Source organism: Loigolactobacillus jiayinensis, from assembly GCF_003946445.1.
Classification (GTDB): Bacteria; Bacillota; Bacilli; order Lactobacillales; family Lactobacillaceae; genus Loigolactobacillus; species Loigolactobacillus jiayinensis.
Map to the genome: position 1 here is coordinate 39898 of NZ_RHOF01000001.1, position 19723 is coordinate 59620.

Here is a 19723-nt window from a genome sequence, read left to right on the forward strand (position 1 = left end):
CTAATGTGTGGCTAACGGCAGCTATTCTTGTTGTCAGCGTTACTGAGCAGGTTTACTCATGGCAGCAAATTAATGTCAAATTAACTTTTTATTTAAGGATGGTGCTAATGCAACTCAACAAAAAACGATTACTTCAAGTCGCAATACTACTTGGTTTGTTTCTAATTGTCTTAATTTATCCCAAGCAAATTTATGCTGCATTTACCAATGTTGTTGGCGTCGTATTACCACTAATTCTAGGTGGTGTGCTCGCTTATGTTTTAAATTTGCTGTGCGTTCCATTGGAAAAGTGGTATTTTCCGCATACGCAAAAGCGTTGGCTACAAAAAAGTCGCCGGCCAGTCGTAATTGTGGTGTCGTTAATGATCATCATTGCGGTGATTTTCGGTGTATTCCAGTTAGTGATTCCGAAATTTGCTACTGCTTTGACTGATTTTTTTGGTTCATTGCCAGCGTTGGCCACCACAACAGTCAACTGGCTCAAAGACACCGATCAAATGCCAATGATCACGAAACAATTGGAATCGTTGAACATTGATTGGGCGTCGATTCAGTCAAAAGCAATGCAATACTTTACCAGCGGTGTTAGTGGTGTATTCGATTCCGCTTTTAAAATTTTTGGTAATATCACCAAAGGCGTAGTTAATTTCTTCTTGGCCTTAACTTTCGCAATCTATATTTTAGGAAGCAAAGAACGCTTGGGTAAAAATGTACGGCGGGTCAGTCGCGCGTTTATTCCTCGCCGAGTACTAAGCAAAATCCGCTATGTGCTCCATGTGGCTAACCAAATGTTCAGTAGTTTTATCGTTGGCCAGGTCACTGAAGCGTTCGTTTTAGGGACGTTATGTGTTTTAGGCATGTGGTTGTTTAGATTTCCGTATGCGTTGCCGATTGGTGCGTTCATCGGCATTATGGCGTTGATTCCAATTTTTGGTGCTTGGATTGGGGCGGCAGTCGGCTTTTTGCTGATCGTAGTTGATTCACCGCTGAAAGCTTTCTTGTTCATTGTTTTCATTTTAGTCCTCCAACAATTGGAAAATAACTTAATCTATCCGCGGGTCGTCGGCACTTCGATTGGCTTACCAGGTATCTGGGTGTTAGCGGCAATTACGATAGGTAGCGGTGTAGCCGGTATTTTAGGAATGCTACTAGGTGTGCCATTAGCAGCAACGCTGTACCAGTTATTGCGCAATGCGACAAATAAGCGCTTGCCGGTAGCGCAACCAAAAAAACAAGAAAAAGCAGAATCGTAGTGATGCGGTTCTATTTTTTTTGCGCTTTTTCGTGTAGTTGTAAAAGAATGTACCACTTGATAAGGATGCTGAAACACTGGTAAACAAGGATTAAGGATTTTAAATGCTATTTATTCTAGTAAAAGTATTTATGTTTATAAATAAAAGTATATACTTATTTTTGTTAAAGGTTGCGCTTTCTTTATAACTAATTGTGGAGGAGTTGATGATAAAAATGAATCGAAAAATGCCGGCAGATTTTTTCTGGGGTAACTCCGTTTCAAGTATGCAAACGGAAGGAGCGTGGGACGTTGAAGGTAAAGGATTATCTGTTTATGATGTTCGGCCAGCCACGGAAATAACGATGGATTGGCATGATGCCATTGATGAATACCATCCCTATGATGAAGATTTGGATTTAATGCAAGCGCTACACATGAATATGTATCGTATTCAGATTTCGTGGTCGCGAGTTAATCCAGAAGGTGATGGTGAGTTCAATAAAGCAGGAATTGCTTTTTATGATCGATTAGTTGATGCTATGCTGGCACGCGGAATCACACCGATGATCTGTTTGTACCATTTTGATATGCCATTGGCACTAGCCAAACGTGAGAATGGGTTTATGTCACGGCACACGGTTGCAGCTTTTGTCCGTTTTGGTCAGAAAATAATTGATCATTTTGCTGATCGCGTCAAATACTGGATCACATTTAATGAACATAATTTGTATTTCAACGATGAGGTTTTTCAAATTTCTGGCTACACACAAGGTGAGCGTAGTTTGGATGATATGTACACAATTTTTCACCACACGATGTTAGCCCATGCACAAATTGATGCATATATTCATGAGCATTACGCTGATGTTAAGATTGGCGGGATGCTGGCTTATGCGGCAACTTATCCAGCTACTGCTAAGCCTAACGACGTTTTCTACACACGCAAATTAGATGAATTTTTGAACAATAATTTAAATGATGCTTACACTAACGGCCATTATTCACATGAAGTCTTGACTTATATTGAACAACAAGGCATTAATGCAGACATGCAGGACGCTGATACTGCGATACTAGCTAAAATGCACGCCGACTTTTTAGCCTTTAGTTACTACCGTACGGATACACTAAACGCGGATAAAATTCCGGCGGGTACACCGCCAAATCGTTACTTAAATTTTGCTAATGAAAAAAATCGTTTCTTAGACAGTAATGAATGGGATTGGACAATTGATCCGCTAGGTTTCCGCAACGTAATTGCTTCGATTTATGCACGTTACCAAATACCGGTATTTCCAATTGAAAATGGTATTGGTTTACGTGAGAACTGGGATGGGCAACATATGATTATGGATGATCAACGCATTGATTATCACGAAGCGCACATCAAGGCGATGAAGGATGCTATGTTTATTGATGGTGCGCAGGTACTTGGGTATCTTGGCTGGGGACTGATTGACATTCCAAGTTCCCATGCAGATATGGAGAAGCGGTACGGGATGGTTTACGTCAATCGCAGTAATCACGATTTGAAGGATCTGAAACGAGTGCCCAAAAAGTCATTTTACTGGTTCCAGAAAGTTTTAGAAAAAAATGGAGATGAGTTGTAATGGAAAAAGGTGCCATTGGCAATTTTGTTAACCAAAAAGTATTACCGCCGATTATGAAGTTTGTCAACACTAAGGCCGTCACTGCCTTAAAAGATGGTATGGTGTACTCCTTGCCGTTTATTATTATCGGATCTGTATTTTTGATTCTATCTAATGTTCCGATCCCCGCTGTTGCAGATGCGATTAAAGCGTCGGGTTGGTCGGCAGTTTTCACCCAAGCTTATACAGCAACTTTCGGATTAATTGCCGTTTGGGCTGCTGTTGGGATCGGCTATGTTTACGTTAGAAATGAGGGGTATGAGCCGTTACCAGCAGGTTTGACCTCGCTATCAGTTTTCTTGCTCTTACAATTTTTACAAATTGGGAATCCTTTAATCGGTGCAATGGGCAAAGCTGGTACTGGTATCACTAACAGTGCAGGCGCCGTCACTATGAGTGGGAGCCAGGTAGCTGCTAATATCGACAAATTACCGCAAACGTTACAGAATTTTTTAAGTGCACCAGTTAGTGGTGTGATCAACATTACTTGGCTTGGTGGTCAAGGAATGATTGCTGCGATTATCATCGGTATCTTAGTTGGCTGGGCTTACACTTCAATGATGAAAGCTGGTTGGAAAATTACGTTACCAGAACAGGTTCCAGCTAACGTAGCAAATCAGTTTACTGCAATGATCCCAGCAGGTGTAATTTTGGCTGGATCAATGTTGATTTACGCTGGTTTGAAGTTCACCCTGAATACTGATATGTTGCAGTTGATTTACAAATTACTTCAAACACCATTGCAAGGTTTATCCGATTCCTTAGGTGGCGCCTTGATTATCGCCTTTATGGTGGCATTCTTCTGGTTCTTCGGTGTCCATGGTGGTTTGATCATGGGCGCAATCACCAGTGGGTTACTGATTCCAAATACTGCCGATAACGCCGCACTTTATCACGCGGGGAACTTATCTTTGGCTAATGGTGCGCACATTGTTACTAACGAGTTTTATAACAACTTTATTAACTTAACTGGTTCTGGGATTACAATTGGGTTGGTTGTTTTCACCTTGATTGCTGCTAAATCAGTGCAGTTTAAGTCGATTGGTAAAATCGAATTAGTTCCTGCAATTTTCAATATCAACGAACCATTCTTGTTTGGTTTACCATTAGTTATGAATCCATTTCTAGCAATTCCCTTCTTCTTAACACCAGTTATTGTCGCATTATCAACTTATGCTGTAATCTATTTCGGCATCGTACCGCCATTAAATGGGGTGGCCGCGCCGTGGACGACACCGGCAATTATTTCCGGATTCTTCATTGGTGGTTGGAAGATGGCTGTTTGGCAAGCCATTACGCTACTGATTTCAACAGGAATCTACTTCCCGTTTGCAAAGAAATATGATCAAGTCTTATATGATCAAGAACAAGCTAAAACTGCGGAAAAAACGGCTGAAGCTTAATTAAAGGAGAAGATAAAGATGGCAGATAAAACAATTATGTTAGCGTGCTCGGCAGGAATGTCGACTTCATTATTGGTTTCTAAAATGCAAGATGCTGCTAAGGCGGCTGGTAAAGACTATGAAATCTTTGCTACATCTAGTTCGGATATTGACAATAAATTAGGTTCAGAACATCCAGATGTGCTCCTGTTAGGACCACAAATCAGTTATATGCAAGCTGATGTACAAAAAAAAGCTGACAATGCTGGCGTTCCAATGGCTATCATTAATATGCAGGATTATGGCATGATGAATGGCACTAATGTATTAAAAGCTGCGGAAGAATTGATGGTTTAAGTCGTTATCGCGACTGCGGAGCACAACATATTAAGAACAAGCAGGTATAGGTGGCATATTTCAATTTAATGGCTTTTAGTTGGTAGTCTGACCAAAAAACAAATGTATATTGGTAAATTTGATCAACAAGCTAACTTTGATTGTGGCGCAAAGGAGAGAAAGCAATTGACTGATGAAAACATGCAAGTCGTAATGCAGATCATCTTGGCTGGTGGTAATGCGAAAAATTTTGCGATGCAAGCAATAACAGCTGCTAAAAATGGTGATTTCACATTGGCACAACAGCAAATGGATAATGCGGATAAATCCTTAGTTGAAGCGCACAATGTACAAACAAATATGCTCACTAAAGAAGCACAAGGTCAACACACACCAGTTGATTTATACATGGTGCACGCACAGGATCACCTTATGACGGCAATCACTTTTAAGGATTTAGCTAATGAAGTAGTTGCTGTATATCAACGATTAGCAACAGAAAGTTAAAGAAAACACTGAAGAAATCAGAATCGAATACTGATTCTGATTTTTTTGATGAAACTGATGTGATTATGATTTTCAACAGTGTCGGCAGTCATTATGAAGTATAATCATGATAGTCCAACTTTCCATCAATGAAAGTTATCGAAATTATTTAAATTTAAAATTAGGATGAGATGATTATAATGGCTAAAGCAAAATATCAGGCCGTCGCTGATGAAATTAGAAAACGTATTTTAAGCAAAATTTATCCCACCAAAACGCTGATTCCTGATCAAAATACACTGGCTAAAGAATTTGGAGTTAGTCGGATGACTGTAAAAAAAGCACTAGATGGTATTGCCCGCGAAGGTTTGATTTATAAGCAATCTGGCCTAGGCACTTATGTGTTAGGCGATATTTCAATTAAGACTGCTAATGATTCGCCTGCGGATGCCTTTAATGGTTTGACTGAGCAACAAGGTGCTGAGCGAGTGACTAGTGACGTGATCGATTTTAGTGTTGCTTTTGCCACGAAAGATTTACAGGCTAAGTTAGATATCGGTGCTAATGATCCGGTATATAACATTTTGCGCTTGCGCCGTCTGGAGGGTGAACCTTTTATTTTAGAGCATACTTTTATGCCAGTTAAGTTAGTACCAGATCTGACGCTATCAATTCTGAAAAGTTCGATTTATGACTACATTCATCACGAATTAAAATTGAAATTCGGTGGTGCCTACCGAAAAATTCATGCGTCACTACCAACCGAGTTAGATATTGCGCATCTAAATGCGACAGCAACTGAACCGATTTTGGAGGTCGAACAGATTGTTTGGTTGACTACTGGCCAAAATATTGAATACTCGACGAGTCGAAATTTATTCAATAAGCGGTCGTATACGGTGCTTGATATCAATAATATCTGATGTCAGGAGAGTTACGATTATGTTAGGAGCAATTGAGGCTGGCGGCACTAAATTTGTGTGTGCAGTCAGTGATAATGATTTAAAAATTATTGATACGGTAAAGTTTCCCACTACTACACCTGCTGAAACGCTTATAAAAATTGTAGCATTTTTCAAGCCATACACATTGAGTGCAGTTGGTGTAGGTTCGTTTGGACCCATTGGGATCAATCCGGATACTAATGATTATGGACATATTTTGAATACGCCCAAGCTAGCGTGGCGTCAATTTGATTTGCGTGGTGCGCTAAAAACGGCGCTTAATGTACCAATTTATTGGACTACTGACGTTAATATTGCAGCTTATGGAGAAATGATGGCTGGCGCTGGCCAAGGATACAGCAACATTGTCTACTTAACTGTTGGAACGGGTATCGGTGCTGGTGTGATTACTGCTGGGGAATTTTACTATGGTATTGCACACACAGAAATTGGTCATACTTTATTGCAAAAGCAGGCGGCGGACTCTTTTGCTGGCAGTTGCCCATACCATCAAGATCAATGCGCTGAAGGATTAGCTGCCGGTCCAGCAATTGAACAACGTTGTCGGCAAAAAGCGGAAAAAATTGGGGCAACTGATCCTGTTTGGGCAATTGAGGCTGATTATTTAGCGCAGTTATGCCATAATATTACGCTGACCTTTGCGCCAGAAGTAATTATTTTTGGCGGTGGTGTAATGCACCAACAACAATTAATACCGCTGATACGTGAAAAATTAGCAACTAAAATTAATGGTTACGTTGAGCTGCCATCATTGACTGATTATGTAGTTCCAGTCGGACTAGGTGATCAAGCTGGGCTTACTGGTGGCTTATACTTGGCGCAGAAATTAATTGATTGAACGAAAAACCTCATTCTGAAATTTTCAGGATGAGGTTTTTACAGTACTATTGATTGCTGAAGTCAGTGACTAACTGGTTGAACTTCGCCGGATGTTCAAAAAATAACATATGCCCAGCATCGGTGAATTTAACGAAACGTGAATTAGGGATGCTAATCACGGTGTAAAACAGTACTGATCAGGCTAATAACGCCAATTGATGCACTAGGAAAGGCAAAAATCATTTGATCTAGTGCCGTGGCTGACAAGTGGCCGTCGATGATCAATGTTAGTAAGTTAACTAAATCTGGTGCGTCGTTACCGTACAAACTTGCACCGACTAAATAATTATCTTGATCCAACACTAAGGTCAGCTCGGCAGCAACTTCATTTTTATATTGGAACATTAATTGCTGACCATAAGGGATTACTTGTGTATGGTAGGCAGTGGATTTTTCCGCAGCTGCTGTTGTCACACCAATTTGAGCCAAGCGTGGCAAAGTGAAAACGACTGATGGAATTACGGGATAACTGATAGCGGCAGTATTGCCAAGAATTTGTTGCGCAATATAGTTAGATTCAAAGGTAGCCGTCGGTGTTAGTTGTGGAATTTGTTTGTCGATCACATCGCCACTAGCGTAAATGTTTGGCACCGCTGTGCGCAAATGGTCATCGACCACAATACCGCCACGAGTGGTCGCAATACCGACTTCTGCTAGTCCAAGATTTTCCACATTGGCCACGCGTCCAGTGGCGTCTAATACATAATCACTAGGCAATTCAAGGCCATTTTGGGTGGTAACCAAATAATGATCGGCTACTGTAGTGACAGCATTAACGGCTTCATTAAAATGGAATTTAACGCCAGCAGCTTGCAAGTTAGTGATTAACTTAGCCACATGACGCTGATCAAAGGCATTCAGGGCGTGATCAGCGAACTCAACGACATCGACTTGACTACCGAGTTCAATTGCCATGGTGGCAAATTCTAGTGAAATGATACCTGCACCAATAAAGGTCAGTCGCTGGGGCATTGCTGATAGGTCAAGAAAATCCCGGCTATCATGGAGGTATTCACGGCCAGGGATGTTTAACTTAGCAGCGCGTTGACCAGTACCGATCACGATATTGCTGGCCGTGTATTGCTGATCAGCAACGGCAACAGTATGAGCATCAACAAACTTGCCAGCACCCATGATCAAATCGATTCCCATTTGTTGAAATAAGGCAGTCATTTGTAAGGGGAGTGGGTCAATAATTTTATGTTTGTAGGCCATTAATTCTGACCAATCAATGGTGCTGCCATTGTGTACGCCAATCCCATTGTATTGTTTCAGTTGGGCCATTAATTCAAATGGGCCATCCAATAAGATTTTTGGATCACAACCATAATTAGTGCAGGTACCGGCAACTTGATCCTTTTCAATAATGGCCACCGATCTACCAGCTTGTTTTAGGGCGACAGCGGCGTGCCAATTAGCGTGACCACTACCGATAAAAATAACATCATATTGTTGCATGAAAATTCCTCCATTTCGTAATTCAGTATTAATCGTGCACGACTGATTTAAACTAAGAAAAAGGCTAACTATGCGATAGTTGCCTCTAATGCTGTCACCAATTCATTATTGATGGCTAATGCTTGCTCGTATTTAGCGATATCCAATTGCTCATGACTGACGCAGGCACTAATAGCCGCGTAAATTTCACTTTGTTTTTGGTGTGCCATCTGAGTCAATTGAACATGGAGTTGGCGTCGATCGTTGGCGGGGCGGACACGGTTGATCCAGCCAGCTTTTTCCAGTCGCTTGAGCAGTGGGGTCAGCGTGTTGCTGCTTAATTTCAATTCAGTACCAAGCTCATGAAGCGGCTGATCATCACGCTGCCATAGCGCTAATAACACCAAGTATTGAGGATAAGTCAGTTCAAAAGGTGTCAACGCTTGTTGATAAAATTTACTAAATAGGCGGCTGGCGTTGTAAACGGAAAAACAAAGTTGATTAGCCAGCTGCATTTCATCGGTCATCAAACTATATCAGTCCTTTCAGTCGTACGCGATTGATTATCATCATAGTCTTGCTGTTTAAAAATTGCAAGTACAAAGATTGCTAATCGTGCTATGATTGAAACGTAGATAGAACAAAATTAGAAAGAGGTTATAAATTATGACACGTAAATTAGCAGTTATTGGGATGGGTAATGTTGGGGCCGCGGCCGCACACTATATTGTTGCTGGTGGGTTTGCTGATGACTTAGTTTTGATCGACAAACGTGAAGAAAAGGTAGCTGCTGATGCTTTGGATCTGCAGGATGCCATGCCAAATTTACCTTTTCACACAAATATTTTCGTCAATGACTATTCTGCTTTAAAGGATGCCGACGTAATTATTTCTGCTGTTGGTAGTATCAAATTACAGGACAATGCCAACGATGATCGCTTCGCTGAATTACCATTTACCCGTGTTGCCGTCCGTGAAGTTGCCGCTAAAATTAAAGCTAGTGGCTTCCATGGTTTGATTGTTGCAATCACTAATCCAGTTGACGTGATCACATCAATTTATCAAGAAGTCACTGGCTTACCGAAGAAGCATGTTATTGGGACTGGTACACTTCTGGATTCAGCACGAATGAAACGCTCAGTTGCTGAACGCCTGCACATTGATCCCCGTTCGGTAGTTGGTTATAACTTAGGCGAGCATGGTAATTCACAGTTCACTGCTTGGTCAACAGTTCGTGTATTAGGTAAGCCAATTACCGAAATTGCTAAAGAAAAGAACCTTGATTTAGATGCGCTTGACAAAGAAGCTCGTGCTGGCGGTTTTAAAGTCTTTCATGGTAAGAAATACACGAACTATGGTGTCTCAACAGCCGCCGTATACTTAGCCAACACGATCATGAATAACGCCTTGACCGAATTACCAGTTTCTAACTACCGCGAAGAATACGGCACTTACTTATCCTATCCAGCCATTGTCGGCCGTGATGGAATCGTTGAACAGTTGCAGTTGGATCTTACTAAGGAAGAATTAGTGAAGCTCCAAACCTCAGCTGACTTCATCAAAACAAAATACGCAGAAAGCCGGTAAGCTCAAACATACATTCCAACCTAATGACTATTTCTAGGCGCTTCGTTAAGTATGGTTATTAGCTAACTAAAGCAGAATTTGAAGTTGAAAGACTTCTAATTCTGCTTTTTTGTATGGCTTTTACTTGTACCATTAATTAAATGTTGAAAATGAAATTTAGGTGTTATTAATGAAAAACTGGGGCCATATAGTTATTGTGAGAATCAGTTTTGTTAATAAAAAGAATACTAATATAGATAATTATGATCAATGTAAATTTAATAATAGAAAGTTTTTATATCATATAGTGAAAAATATTTGCATTTTTAAAGCGATGGTAATATAATAGATAATATATTATACTAATTGACTTATAAAAAGACGCAATTAAATATTTTAGTTTTATTAATATTGAAATTATTTATAGATAAAAACTATTTAACATTAATAACAATAGTTAATTAAAGGTCAAATTGAGGGTAGGGTGATTGATGATGCGGCGCGATCAAGAAAATCCTGTAGTTGATGCAGGCGAACGACAGTTGAAACGGTATCGTTTATTTCGGCAAGGATGCTATGATCGACGGCGTAATGTAATCGATGCTTATGAACTACTTTTACGTGAACAGGTCGCACAAAAGTGGCAATTATCCTTAGATTTTAGTGTGCTGACGCCAGAAGTGTTTGCGCAAACAGTTGCTGAAGCGATAGCTCATTTACCTGGCAAAACGAAAGCAATGATCAACTTGGACCATGATCAGTTCGTTAACCGGCAAATGTTACAAGCTTTAGTCGCAGTGCAACAAGGGGCGCCGCAACATCAATTGATCATTGAGTTAACTGAACGTGACGCTGGATTGTCGATTCTTGATACTACCTTGATCGATGCAGCTGAATTTGTGACTGGGCAAGGGTTGAAACTAAGTTTAGACGATGTTGGCAGTGGTGAGAATCAATTTGAGTTTTTACAGCCATTATTACCATTTGCAGTAGAATTGAAGTTTGCCTTGCAGAATTTTAACGCCACGGCTCAAGATAGCTATCAGCAGCTCGTTTTTTGGCATCAATTGGCTTTGAGTGAAGCGAAGGATTTTGTTTTGGAAGGCATAGAAAGTGCGGCGGATCTTGCACTAGCGGATCGTTTAGCGGTTAATTTGTTGCAAGGCTACTATTACGAGCGACCACAGAAGTTTTATTGATTGATAATCATGAATAAGCTTAAGACCATGACATAGAATGAGTGATGTCATGGTCTTTTTTTACTTAGTTAGTGAAAAATGATTTTGTAATAATGGTAGACGTGTTAAAATGAATAACGAATATAGTTTTTTATAAGGAGATTACGTACAATGATTGAAGCAATCAATTTAAAAGCCGGTATGACTTTTGAGCAAAATGGTAAGTTGATCAAGGTTTTATCAGCTGACCACCATAAGCCCGGCAAAGGTAACACCGTTATGCGCATGAAGTTATACGACATTCGTTCGGGTTCGACTGTTGAAACAACGATGCGGCCAGAAGAAAAGGTCGAAAAGGCTGTTTTGGAAACTAAGGATGCGCAATATCTTTATACACAGGATGATACAGCGTTTTTCATGGATCTAGCAACCTATGAACAATACGAATTACCAACTGAATCAATTGAACCAGAAATGAAATTCTTGTTGGAAAACATGCAAGTGAAAATCGAATTCTTCCAAACAGAAGTTATTGGGTTGACCTTGCCAACGACCGTTGTTTTAACTGTGGCTGAAACACAACCTTCCATTAAGGGTGCTACAGCTGCTAGCGGCGGCAAACCAGCTACAATGGAAACTGGTTTAGTTGTTACCGTGCCTGATTTTATCAGCGCCGGTGAAAAGTTAGAAATCAACACGCAAAAAGGAACTTACTTGAAACGTGCTGGTAAATAAGTTAGTTTAAGTCAGTCAAGCGACTGGCTTTTTTTAATACAACCAGAACCGGCTGAGGTTGTAGATGGCAAAACTCAACAAAATAATGCCATTACCGACGCCAACTAGCGCACTTTTGGCGGCCATTCGCCGGCATAAGGTGTAGATGCTGATACCAATCATTAATGCCGCTAAAATATAGAAACTGGGATCACGGAAAACAAATTGGAGCGCAATAAAATGGCTACCAACAACTAAACTGATCCAAGGCGCAATATTTGCCGATTGTTGTTTTTTAGATAAAAGAAAGGCACCACCGCCGGCTAAAATCAGTTCTACCACAACGAAAATAAGGTACCCGTAATAGTTGAGCTGGTTAGTGAGCGCAGATGCCTGGTGCCAATGGTGGTAGCTAAGATAGCCGCTATAACAGGCGATTAAAAAAGCAATCCCACTAGCTATGGCAACTGGCCAGCGCCATTTTTGGGCGAGAGTTTCTTGTGCCCAGCCAAACCAAACAAAGCTAAACAAGCTAAAAATCGCAGCAGACATTAAATAATCACGAAGCATCAGACCGCACCTCCCTAGGCTCAGCATAGCAATTTTGCTTAATCCTGACGAATAATATGCAAGCGTTATCCTAAAAATGTTAAAATAAAGATGAGATTGCAAGATGGGGTGGTTAATTTTGAAGCAGTGGATAAGTTGTGGTGTGGTTTTTTTGGCGGTAGTCGGGTTAGCTGGGTGCGGTCAGTCTAGTACTGATAACAGCAATCAGCAGACTAGCACGAAAAATTCCAGTTTGGCCGCAGAAAATGCGTCCATGAAAAGTGAACAGGCGGCGAGTTTGCAGGCAGAAAATTCTTCATTGAAGCAGGCACAACAAGCAACCAAAGAAGCTAGCAGTAGTACCACTACGGCTGATAGCGAGTCAAATAAAGCATCAATTCGGTTGACTGACGGGCAGAAAAGTAAAATTAGTGCCGCTTTTTTGGCCTGGGCGAGTCGCCAAGCAGAGATCGGTAAAATGGCGGTCAGCGATTGGTATTTTGATCATGGTAGCGCAGGGCACGGTGATTGGTATGCGCAAACGCCAGATGGTAAAGTGCAAGTACAGGATTTTGGCGTCCCTGGCGAAGCTGCATTTCCTATTCACGCAATCGGCGGCTGCGTTTTCTATAAAGCCAATGATGGCACGACCGGTTATGATAAATTATATACGGACTCCTTTGCCGCTAATTACACAACAAACATGGATTTCAGTCAGCCAGTCAGCAAATATTTGCTAGGCGATAATGGCGTGGTTTATGAGTTGAAAACTGGTAATGGTACTGCAGTTAGCACCAACACTGGTTTCGGTGAATATTCCGATGATGGGCAAGATGCTGGTGAAGTGGATCAAGACTTCAGCATTTCTCAAGATAAAGCTGCTCAGGTTGAGCTACGTGAATTATTAGCAATCTATCGGTAAATAAAAATCCGCCTATAATGGCGGATTTTTTAAGTCCTTAGACTAATTGTGGTTGTTTAAAATGAGTCCGGATACTGATTTGATCCTCAACCTCAGTTTGCATAGCTTGCGTTGTTGCGGCATCCCATTGATAAAAATCTGCCATTTCTGCGATCACGGCGTCTTTAACCGCTAGCATATGATCAAAATCAAATAACATTTGGCTACTACGACGGAGCAAGTAATCAATGGGGTGCAGTACCATTTCAGCTTGCAAACCATAAGTCAGCATGGCCATATCAACAGGTGCTAAGCCGTGGTGACTTGGTTGCTGCAAATTAGCGTAAATTTGCGCGACGTTAGTCCCATAACGATGAACTAATTTAGCCGCGGCAACTTCATTCAAACCGTAATCAGTGATACCTTGTTGAGTGGCACTGGTGATGAAACTATCGAAGCCGGCGCTACCGCCCATATCACCACCGCTTAATGGTAGTTTAACTGTTTTAGTAGCTTGGTAGTGATGGTCGGTTTCAGCAGCTAATTCGCGTGCCACGCGGTCAACAATTTTTTCAGCCATTTTACGGTAGCCAGTTAACTTGCCACCAGCAATTGAAAACAGACCGCTGGCGGAATGGAAAATTTCGTCTTTACGTGAAATTTCAGAAGGATCTTTGCCTTCTTCTTGGATCAATGGTCGTACGCCAGACCAAGCCGATTCAACGTCAGTGAGGTTTAATTCAGCTGGTAAGTCGAACATTTGATTGGCGGCATCGAGAATGTAGGTCACGTCTTCAGTCGTGATATCTGGTTCCTTGGGATTCTTAACCCAGGTCGTATCAGTTGTGCCGACGTACGTTTTACCTTCTCTTGGCACAACGAACATCATGCGGCCATCGTTAAATGGGGTATCGAAGAAAACGGCATTGGTAACCGGAAACTTAGCGTGATCGATGACGAGGTGTACACCTTTGGTTAAATGCAAATGTTTGCCTTGATTAGAACCGTCTAATTCACGTAACGTATCAACCCATGGTCCAGCGGCATTAACCACCTTACGGGCATGGATCTCGCCAGTCGCACCAGTGATAGTGTCAGTGAAAGCAACGCCGTTAATACGCTGTTGGTCATCGTAAAGTAGACTAGTGACTTTAGTGTAGTTGGCGATCAAAGCGCCTTTTTCGTGCGCTTTTTTAACCACTTCCAAAGTTAAGCGCGCGTCATCGGTGCGATATTCAACGTAAACACCAGTGCCTTTGAGGCCAGCACTTTTCAGATAAGGCTCGCGTTGCAAAGATTTAGCAGGAGGCAACATGAATTTACGCTCACTTTTTTTGACCTTGGCTAGGCGGTCGTAGACATCCAGGCCAATGCCGGTGGTTAAGCTACCAAAAGTACCACCTTTATAGAAAGGTAACATCATCCAAACAGGCGTCGTCACTTGTGGTGCATTTTCATACACGATTGCGCGCTCTTGACCAACTTCGGCCACTTCCTTGATGGCAAATTGCTTAAGATAGCGCAAACCACCGTGAACTAATTTGGTTGAACGGCTAGAAGTGCCGGACGCAAAATCCCGCATTTCCAGTAAGCCGGTTTGTAAACCACGCGTTTGGGCATCAAGGGTGATACCGGAGCCCGTGATACCACCGCCGATAACTAAAATATCTAAAAGCTCAGTTTGCATTTTTGTTAAATTTGCTTGGCGTGTTTGGTTAGAAAAAGTCATCATCGATTCCTCCTAAATTTAGAAAGCGCTTTCCTTTTTAATGAAATTAACATGGTTAGCCCCAGCTGTCAATAGGTAAGAAATCCGTTATGCTAAGTGTTTAGCGGACTTTTTTCACAAGCGCTGATTGGGCGGTGAACAAAATCGGTTATAACACAAAAGCCAATTTCACAAATTATCACAAAATATATATAAAAAAATATATAAAATTTATGCATCTAATTTCAGCATCATGGTATTCTAAAGGCGTACTAACTTTTAGGTAACTTAGAATGAAGGATGATGTCGAATGCAGACTTTACAAAATAAACGTGTTTTAGTGCTTGGTGGGACTTCTGGTTTTGGTGAGGAAGTCGCTCGGCAAGCGCTGCAGCAAGATGCCCAAGTGATGATCGTTGGCCGTGATCCAGAGCGCTTCCAACAGGCGCTAGGGCGCTTAATGGCAATCGGGCGCGTGGCAGGGCAAACATTTGATGTGCGGGATGAGGCGGCGTTAGCGACTTACTTGTCGCAAGTTGGCCCCGTGGATCATATTGTATCGATGGTTGGTGGTGCACTGAGTGGCGGCTTCTTAGATACGCCATTAGCAGAAATTCGCGCTGCAGTAGAAGCTAAGTTTTTTACTAACGTGCTGATTGCTCAGCAAGCGGCTAAACATCTGGCACCAAATGGTAGCTTAATTTTTACAGCTGGTGCAGGTGGGCACCCGCATGATGCGTCAGGCGCAATCGTCGGTAATCAGGCAATTCAAACGTTGGTACAAGGTTTAGCGGTTGAGCTGGCGCCGCGCCAACGCGCCAACGCAGTAGCACCAACCTGGACACCAACTGGCTTGTGGCGTGGCCTAACACCGGAACAGTTACAACAAAATCAAGCGGCAACAGAAGCACAAATTCCGCTTCGGCGTGTTGCCACAGTTACAGAAGTAGCCAGTGCCTATCTTTATTTAATGCAGAATACTTACGTCACTGGGCAAGTTCTAGCAGTGGACGGTGGCTTTTCTTTAGTTTAAGGTGTGGTTTGAAATGCACTAGGAAGTTACGTGCTTGAATGCAGTGTTAGTGCGGCATTAATTGACTAATGTGTTTAAAAAAAGGGAGGATAATGATGGCAAGTAAGCATGAATTATGGTTGAAGCGATTGGCCTTGGGTTTGAGTTTAGTTAATGTTAATGTGGCGCTATTCAGTTATTTGTTGACCAAACGGCGGGTGCGTAAAACTAAGTGAGTTGTCATTTGATTCGCCCGCTAAAAGTTTGGATAGCTATAACTTTAACAATTAATTTTGTAACACGTTACAATTGTGGTGATTTACCGCAACTATAGCGTGTTTTTTGTAATCTCTGCCTTATTCACAAGCTTTAGTTTGAAATCTACCCCTTGCTATCGTTATAATAGGGTCTATGCAATTTACGAAGAAAAGGAAGTAACAAAATTGACTAACCACATTGCTTTATATGAACCATTGATGCCAGCCAACACTGGCAATATTGCGCGGACTTGTGCGGCCACTGACACGCATTTACATTTGATTGAACCTTTAGGCTTTTCTACTGATGATAAGCACATGAAGCGGGCTGGCTTGGACTACTGGGAAAAAGTCGATATTACTTATCATGAAAGCTTAGACGCATTTATGGCTTCATTGCCAGCTGATGCGCGCCTCTATTTGATCAGTAAGTTCTCATCAAAAGCTTATACTGACATTGATTATACTGACACCAACTTAGATCATTACTTCTTGTTTGGTAAGGAAACCACTGGCCTACCGGAACCGTTTATGCGTGAAAATCCTGAAAAAGCGCTGCGGATCCCGATGACTGAAAATGTCCGTGCTTTGAATTTGTCTAATTCAGCGGCAATCATTATTTATGAAGCTTTGCGCCAACAAGCCTTTACGGGCTTAGAACGCGCACATCGTTATGAACATGATAAATTAAAGTAGTATTACTTCATTTTTAAACAGAAACTGCCACAACGTGTTTCAATTAGCAGATGGGAGTATTAATGAAAACATTAGTTATTGCCGAAAAACCGAGCGTCGCAGAATCATTGGCGCGTGTGTTAAAGGCGACACAAAAAAATCGTCATTACTATAGTGGTGATGATTATATTGTAACTTGGTCGTTGGGCCATTTATTGACACTTAAAATGCCGGAAGATTATAAACACGAATGGCAGGAGTGGTCAATGGACACTTTGCCGCTGATTCCGGAGAAAATGCAGATCAAGCCGTTGCCAAAAACACGACCACAGTTAAAAGCAATCGGTGAATTGGCTAAGCGCAAAGATATTGGCTCAGCCGTGATTGCCACCGATGCTGGGCGTGAAGGTGAATTAGTTGCGCGCTGGATCTTAGACTATTTAAAATTCAAGAAGCCGGTGCAACGCCTATGGATCTCGTCACAAACTGACAAAGCAGTCCGTGATGGTTTCGCGCATTTACGGCCAGGTAAGGATTACGATAATCTTTATGCAGCAGCACAAGCACGCGCAGCTGCCGACTGGTTGGTTGGGCTAAACGTCACCCGCGCTTTAACTGTGAAATATAATGATAGTTTAGCGGCTGGGCGCGTACAGACGCCAACACTAGGCTTAGTCGCAGCCCAAGCGGATAAAATCAGTCATTTCAAGCCAGAAACGTACTACACATTGAGTTTGCAGACTAAACACGGTGAGGCACAACTTAGCGGTAATCCGCATTTGGCACTGGCAGCGGCACAAAAGCAGCAAAAACAGTTGCAAGCGGCTAGTTACAAAATTACTGCTGTGAAAGAAAAAAGTAAGCAGCAAAAGGCGCCATTACCTTATGATCTAACCGAATTACAAAAGGATGCCAATCAGCGATTCCAATTTTCCGCAAAAAAGACGTTGACGTTATTGCAAACTTTGTATGAACGTTACAAGGTGGTCACTTATCCACGGACTGATTCAAAGTATTTGACCAGCGATTTGAAGGCAACGATGACTGAACGTTTAGCTGCAGTCAGTCGCTATGAACCAATGGCTAAACCACTGGCCGGTAAAAAAGCGCCAGTTATGCAGCAAAGTGTTTTTAATGATGCTAAAGTGACTGATCATTATGGCTTGATTCCTACCGAGCAAATGCCGCAACCGGAACTCTTTTCCAGCGATGAAAAGCGCATCTACGATATGATACTTGGGCGCTTTATTGGGCTATTTTTGCCGAATTATGTTGAAACGCAATTTACGTATCAGTTAAGCGGTGGTTTTGTGTTGAAACAAATGCAGATCACGCAGACTGGTTTCAAATACGATTTAGCAACGACAACAGTGACGCCATTAAAGGTGGGGGCGCAGTTACAAGGAACTGTTGATTTAAACAAACAGTTGACGCAAGCGCCAAAACCGTTAAGTGAAGCCAATTTACTAGTACAAATGGAGAAAAAAGGGTTAGGTACACCAGCTACGCGTGCTGAAATCATCGAAAAGTTGGTTAATTCTGGCTTGATGGAGCGTGTTGGCACGCATTTAGCAGTGACGCCAAAAGGGCAACAATTGTTGAAGCTAGTTAATCCACGGCTGACTACACCAGATTTAACCGCTAAGTGGGAACAACAGCTGGAACAGATCGCTCAAGGTAAATTGGCGAAAAAAGACTTCATTCAGCAAATTCAGCAAGCTACAACTGATCTAGTTAAGGAAGTTAAGCGCAGTTCGGCAGATTATAAGGACTTTAATTTAACCATGAAGGTTTGTCCTAAATGTGGGGCTAAATTGCGCGAAAAATCAACCCGCAATGGTGTTTTGCTGGTCTGCAGCAATACGAACTGTGATTACTACCGCCGCCGTGATCCCAAGGTCACTAACCATCGCTGTCCACAATGTCACAAAAAAATGGTGTTATTGTCTGGTGAAAAAGGCGATTACTTTAAGTGTACGCATTGTAATATCACTGAAAAAGTCGGTGACGTTAAAGGCAAGAAACGGATGAACAAGCATGAAGAACGGCGCTTGTTACAAAAAGTTAATCAAGAAGATGAACCAGGCGAAAGCGCTCTAGCTCAAGCCTTGAAAGCCGCAATGGGCAAACAGGATTAACTAGTAAGTGACGCAAAAGTCTACTTTTTAGACATGTTTGCAGCGCATTGCTTGGTATAGCAATTTCAAGACATCACGTAGTTGTTTGTTGACGAATTTAGCAGAAGGTTGCAGTCAGAGTTAGCACACCCTTAGAAGGAGGCATTTTTTATGAAAACTAATCGTGAACCAGTAGTGGTCGAACAGTTTCATTACGATCGCGTGGCCCCAGATACACCACCAAAAACCGATGTTCAAGTCAATATTAATGAAGTGACGGCAACTGGCGAAGGTGCTGATGAAATGATGGCCAAAGGCAAAATCTTTCAGTTTGCGGTACCTTTTGAAGTTGTTTTGGATAGCTTTGCGGTCAGCGGCAAAATGACCCAAATTATTCAACTGCTGGACTTTACTGGTGCGCCGGATGATTTAGCGGCGGCAGAGATGCAACGTTTGTCGCGACCGTTAGTTGAATATATTGAAACATTAACGTATCAAGTAACGGCAGTAACTTTAGATCAGGGCGTACAACTAGATTTTCATCCCGAAGATGCTAGTAGTGATGAGGCAACTGAAAAAATCACACCTGCCGATAAATAATGGGGAAGCTTTAGTTGGTTTAGTCGATGACTGATCAACTAGGGCTTTTTGTATTTTCAGTAACTTACGACCCAAGCA

Annotated in this window: 19 protein-coding genes; 15 read left to right on the forward strand and 4 right to left on the reverse strand. The window is 41.8% G+C overall.

From position 1 onward, the window contains the following. Positions 1-107 precede the first annotated feature (107 nt). The 7 genes from EKM80_RS00190 to EKM80_RS00220 all read left to right on the forward strand — a co-directional run bounded on the left by EKM80_RS00190 (position 108) and on the right by EKM80_RS00220 (position 6890). The gene (locus EKM80_RS00190; protein WP_125551073.1) at positions 108-1253 is read left to right on the forward strand and encodes an AI-2E family transporter; all 1146 of its coding nucleotides are present in this window, start codon (positions 108-110) and stop codon (positions 1251-1253) included. A 214-nt stretch (positions 1254-1467) separates the two neighbouring features. Next, on the forward strand, positions 1468-2844 hold the full coding sequence (locus EKM80_RS00195) for a glycoside hydrolase family 1 protein (protein WP_191985914.1): 1377 nt from the start codon (positions 1468-1470) through the stop codon (positions 2842-2844). Continuing rightward, on the forward strand, positions 2844-4286 hold the full coding sequence (locus EKM80_RS00200; protein ID WP_125551074.1) for a PTS sugar transporter subunit IIC: 1443 nt from the start codon (positions 2844-2846) through the stop codon (positions 4284-4286). The genes EKM80_RS00195 and EKM80_RS00200 overlap by 1 nt, the downstream gene beginning before the upstream one ends. A gap of 18 nt (positions 4287-4304) precedes the next feature. After that, entirely contained in the window at positions 4305-4622 is a 318-nt protein-coding gene (locus tag EKM80_RS00205) for a PTS sugar transporter subunit IIB (protein ID WP_125551075.1), read from the forward strand. 180 nt (positions 4623-4802) lie between these two features. Next, on the forward strand, positions 4803-5108 hold the full coding sequence (locus EKM80_RS00210) for a PTS lactose/cellobiose transporter subunit IIA (RefSeq protein WP_225418773.1): 306 nt from the start codon (positions 4803-4805) through the stop codon (positions 5106-5108). Between the two features lie 179 nt (positions 5109-5287). After that, on the forward strand, positions 5288-6010 hold the full coding sequence (locus EKM80_RS00215; protein WP_125551077.1) for a GntR family transcriptional regulator: 723 nt from the start codon (positions 5288-5290) through the stop codon (positions 6008-6010). A gap of 16 nt (positions 6011-6026) precedes the next feature. Next, the gene (locus EKM80_RS00220) at positions 6027-6890 is read left to right on the forward strand and encodes an ROK family protein (protein ID WP_125551192.1); all 864 of its coding nucleotides are present in this window, start codon (positions 6027-6029) and stop codon (positions 6888-6890) included. A 152-nt stretch (positions 6891-7042) separates the two neighbouring features. Here EKM80_RS00220 and EKM80_RS00225 read toward each other — a convergent pair whose 3' ends face one another. Together EKM80_RS00225 and EKM80_RS00230 are read right to left on the reverse strand one after the other, a co-directional pair. Next, entirely contained in the window at positions 7043-8389 is a 1347-nt protein-coding gene (locus EKM80_RS00225; protein WP_125551078.1) for a dihydrolipoyl dehydrogenase family protein, read from the reverse strand. Between the two features lie 68 nt (positions 8390-8457). Beyond that, positions 8458-8895, reverse strand: a complete 438-nt coding sequence (locus tag EKM80_RS00230; RefSeq protein ID WP_125551193.1) for a MarR family winged helix-turn-helix transcriptional regulator — start codon at positions 8893-8895, stop codon at positions 8458-8460. 139 nt (positions 8896-9034) lie between these two features. On the opposite strand from EKM80_RS00230, the gene EKM80_RS00235 reads away from it, so the two are divergent. From EKM80_RS00235 to efp, 3 genes are all read left to right on the forward strand, one after another. Then, positions 9035-9955, forward strand: a complete 921-nt coding sequence (locus EKM80_RS00235; RefSeq protein WP_125551079.1) for an L-lactate dehydrogenase — start codon at positions 9035-9037, stop codon at positions 9953-9955. A gap of 470 nt (positions 9956-10425) precedes the next feature. Next, positions 10426-11133, forward strand: coding sequence for an EAL domain-containing protein (locus EKM80_RS00240; protein ID WP_125551080.1), 708 nt, complete (start codon positions 10426-10428; stop codon positions 11131-11133). Between the two features lie 150 nt (positions 11134-11283). Beyond that, positions 11284-11847: an elongation factor P gene (gene efp / locus EKM80_RS00245; RefSeq protein WP_125551081.1), complete on the forward strand. Its 564-nt coding sequence runs from the start codon at positions 11284-11286 to the stop codon at positions 11845-11847. Between the two features lie 33 nt (positions 11848-11880). On the opposite strand, the gene EKM80_RS00250 is transcribed toward efp, so the two are convergent. After that, a complete protein-coding gene (locus tag EKM80_RS00250; RefSeq protein ID WP_125551082.1) occupies positions 11881-12396 on the reverse strand; it encodes a hypothetical protein in 516 nt (171 codons plus the stop codon). A gap of 103 nt (positions 12397-12499) precedes the next feature. Between EKM80_RS00250 and EKM80_RS00255 the strand changes: the two genes are divergently transcribed. Then, positions 12500-13297, forward strand: a complete 798-nt coding sequence (locus EKM80_RS00255; RefSeq protein ID WP_225418767.1) for a hypothetical protein — start codon at positions 12500-12502, stop codon at positions 13295-13297. A gap of 37 nt (positions 13298-13334) precedes the next feature. On the opposite strand, the gene EKM80_RS00260 is transcribed toward EKM80_RS00255, so the two are convergent. Next, complete coding sequence (locus tag EKM80_RS00260; protein WP_125551083.1) at positions 13335-15008, reverse strand: glycerol-3-phosphate dehydrogenase/oxidase; 1674 nt, start codon at positions 15006-15008, stop codon at positions 13335-13337. Positions 15009-15294: 286 nt separating this feature from the next. On the opposite strand from EKM80_RS00260, the gene EKM80_RS00265 reads away from it, so the two are divergent. From EKM80_RS00265 to EKM80_RS00280, 4 genes are all read left to right on the forward strand, one after another. After that, the gene (locus tag EKM80_RS00265; RefSeq protein WP_125551084.1) at positions 15295-16017 is read left to right on the forward strand and encodes an SDR family oxidoreductase; all 723 of its coding nucleotides are present in this window, start codon (positions 15295-15297) and stop codon (positions 16015-16017) included. Between the two features lie 422 nt (positions 16018-16439). Continuing rightward, positions 16440-16949 (forward strand): tRNA (uridine(34)/cytosine(34)/5-carboxymethylaminomethyluridine(34)-2'-O)-methyltransferase TrmL, encoded by a 510-nt coding sequence (gene trmL, locus EKM80_RS00270; RefSeq protein ID WP_125551085.1) that lies wholly within the window; start codon positions 16440-16442, stop codon positions 16947-16949. A 62-nt stretch (positions 16950-17011) separates the two neighbouring features. Then, on the forward strand, positions 17012-19066 hold the full coding sequence (locus tag EKM80_RS00275) for a DNA topoisomerase 3 (protein ID WP_125551086.1): 2055 nt from the start codon (positions 17012-17014) through the stop codon (positions 19064-19066). 150 nt (positions 19067-19216) lie between these two features. Continuing rightward, entirely contained in the window at positions 19217-19645 is a 429-nt protein-coding gene (locus EKM80_RS00280; RefSeq protein WP_125551087.1) for a DUF1149 family protein, read from the forward strand. Positions 19646-19723: the final 78 nt, after the last annotated feature.

Coding starts and splice junctions, on each gene's coding strand:
- EKM80_RS00215 (WP_125551077.1), top strand. CDS start 5,288: ATGGCTAAAGCAAAATATCAGGCCGTCGCTGATGAAATTAGAAAACGT.
- EKM80_RS00230 (WP_125551193.1), bottom strand. CDS start 8,895: ATGACCGATGAAATGCAGCTGGCTAATCAACTTTGTTTTTCCGTTTAC.
- EKM80_RS00235 (WP_125551079.1), top strand. CDS start 9,035: ATGACACGTAAATTAGCAGTTATTGGGATGGGTAATGTTGGGGCCGCG.
- EKM80_RS00205 (WP_125551075.1), top strand. CDS start 4,305: ATGGCAGATAAAACAATTATGTTAGCGTGCTCGGCAGGAATGTCGACT.
- EKM80_RS00265 (WP_125551084.1), top strand. CDS start 15,295: ATGCAGACTTTACAAAATAAACGTGTTTTAGTGCTTGGTGGGACTTCT.
- EKM80_RS00210 (WP_225418773.1), top strand. CDS start 4,803: ATGCAAGTCGTAATGCAGATCATCTTGGCTGGTGGTAATGCGAAAAAT.
- EKM80_RS00250 (WP_125551082.1), bottom strand. CDS start 12,396: ATGCTTCGTGATTATTTAATGTCTGCTGCGATTTTTAGCTTGTTTAGC.
- EKM80_RS00200 (WP_125551074.1), top strand. CDS start 2,844: ATGGAAAAAGGTGCCATTGGCAATTTTGTTAACCAAAAAGTATTACCG.
- EKM80_RS00255 (WP_225418767.1), top strand. CDS start 12,500: ATGGGGTGGTTAATTTTGAAGCAGTGGATAAGTTGTGGTGTGGTTTTT.
- EKM80_RS00275 (WP_125551086.1), top strand. CDS start 17,012: ATGAAAACATTAGTTATTGCCGAAAAACCGAGCGTCGCAGAATCATTG.
- efp (WP_125551081.1), top strand. CDS start 11,284: ATGATTGAAGCAATCAATTTAAAAGCCGGTATGACTTTTGAGCAAAAT.
- EKM80_RS00240 (WP_125551080.1), top strand. CDS start 10,426: ATGATGCGGCGCGATCAAGAAAATCCTGTAGTTGATGCAGGCGAACGA.
- EKM80_RS00260 (WP_125551083.1), bottom strand. CDS start 15,008: ATGATGACTTTTTCTAACCAAACACGCCAAGCAAATTTAACAAAAATG.
- EKM80_RS00190 (WP_125551073.1), top strand. CDS start 108: ATGCAACTCAACAAAAAACGATTACTTCAAGTCGCAATACTACTTGGT.
- EKM80_RS00280 (WP_125551087.1), top strand. CDS start 19,217: ATGAAAACTAATCGTGAACCAGTAGTGGTCGAACAGTTTCATTACGAT.
- EKM80_RS00225 (WP_125551078.1), bottom strand. CDS start 8,389: ATGCAACAATATGATGTTATTTTTATCGGTAGTGGTCACGCTAATTGG.
- EKM80_RS00195 (WP_191985914.1), top strand. CDS start 1,468: ATGAATCGAAAAATGCCGGCAGATTTTTTCTGGGGTAACTCCGTTTCA.